Annotated in this window: 1 rRNA gene; it reads left to right on the top strand. The window is 54.9% G+C overall.

Annotated elements, in window-relative coordinates:
- Positions 1-11: 11 nt before the first annotated feature.
- Positions 12-1,562 (top strand): 16S ribosomal RNA (locus EV146_RS26680).
- Positions 1,563-1,646 lie beyond the last annotated feature (84 nt).

The following is a 1,646-nucleotide window of genomic DNA, read 5'->3' as shown; positions in this document are numbered from 1 at the left end:
ACTCATACTCTTTATTGGAGAGTTTGATCCTGGCTCAGGACGAACGCTGGCGGCGTGCCTAATACATGCAAGTCGAGCGAATCGGAGGGAGCTTGCTCCCAAAGATTAGCGGCGGACGGGTGAGTAACACGTGGGCAACCTGCCTGTAAGACTGGGATAACTTCGGGAAACCGGAGCTAATACCGGATAATCCTTTTCCTCACATGAGGGAAAGCTGAAAGACGGTTTCGGCTGTCACTTACAGATGGGCCCGCGGCGCATTAGCTAGTTGGTGAGGTAACGGCTCACCAAGGCGACGATGCGTAGCCGACCTGAGAGGGTGATCGGCCACACTGGGACTGAGACACGGCCCAGACTCCTACGGGAGGCAGCAGTAGGGAATCTTCCGCAATGGACGAAAGTCTGACGGAGCAACGCCGCGTGAGCGAAGAAGGCCTTCGGGTCGTAAAGCTCTGTTGTCAGGGAAGAACAAGTGCCGGAGTAACTGCCGGCACCTTGACGGTACCTGACCAGAAAGCCACGGCTAACTACGTGCCAGCAGCCGCGGTAATACGTAGGTGGCAAGCGTTGTCCGGAATTATTGGGCGTAAAGCGCGCGCAGGCGGTCCTTTAAGTCTGATGTGAAAGCCCACGGCTCAACCGTGGAGGGTCATTGGAAACTGGGGGACTTGAGTGCAGAAGAGGAGAGTGGAATTCCACGTGTAGCGGTGAAATGCGTAGAGATGTGGAGGAACACCAGTGGCGAAGGCGACTCTCTGGTCTGTAACTGACGCTGAGGCGCGAAAGCGTGGGGAGCGAACAGGATTAGATACCCTGGTAGTCCACGCCGTAAACGATGAGTGCTAAGTGTTAGAGGGTTTCCGCCCTTTAGTGCTGCAGCAAACGCATTAAGCACTCCGCCTGGGGAGTACGGCCGCAAGGCTGAAACTCAAAGGAATTGACGGGGGCCCGCACAAGCGGTGGAGCATGTGGTTTAATTCGAAGCAACGCGAAGAACCTTACCAGGTCTTGACATCCTCTGACAACCCTAGAGATAGGGCGTTCCCCTTCGGGGGACAGAGTGACAGGTGGTGCATGGTTGTCGTCAGCTCGTGTCGTGAGATGTTGGGTTAAGTCCCGCAACGAGCGCAACCCTTGATCTTAGTTGCCAGCATTCAGTTGGGCACTCTAAGGTGACTGCCGGTGACAAACCGGAGGAAGGTGGGGATGACGTCAAATCATCATGCCCCTTATGACCTGGGCTACACACGTGCTACAATGGATAGAACAAAGGGCAGCGAAGCCGCGAGGTGAAGCCAATCCCATAAATCTATTCTCAGTTCGGATTGCAGGCTGCAACTCGCCTGCATGAAGCCGGAATCGCTAGTAATCGCGGATCAGCATGCCGCGGTGAATACGTTCCCGGGCCTTGTACACACCGCCCGTCACACCACGAGAGTTTGTAACACCCGAAGTCGGTGGGGTAACCTTTATGGGGCCAGCCGCCTAAGGTGGGACAGATGATTGGGGTGAAGTCGTAACAAGGTAGCCGTATCGGAAGGTGCGGCTGGATCACCTCCTTTCTAAGGATAATGCCTTAAGGGCATTCGGAATGCAGATCTTACGATCTGTACTGTTGATGGCTTGTTTGTTTAGTTTTGAGGGAG

This window comes from Mesobacillus foraminis (genome assembly GCF_004340465.1).
Classification (GTDB): domain Bacteria; phylum Bacillota; class Bacilli; order Bacillales; family Cytobacillaceae; genus Mesobacillus_B; species Mesobacillus_B foraminis.
The sequence above is the reverse complement of the archived record's forward strand: the minus strand, read 5'-3'. Positions and strand labels throughout refer to the sequence as shown.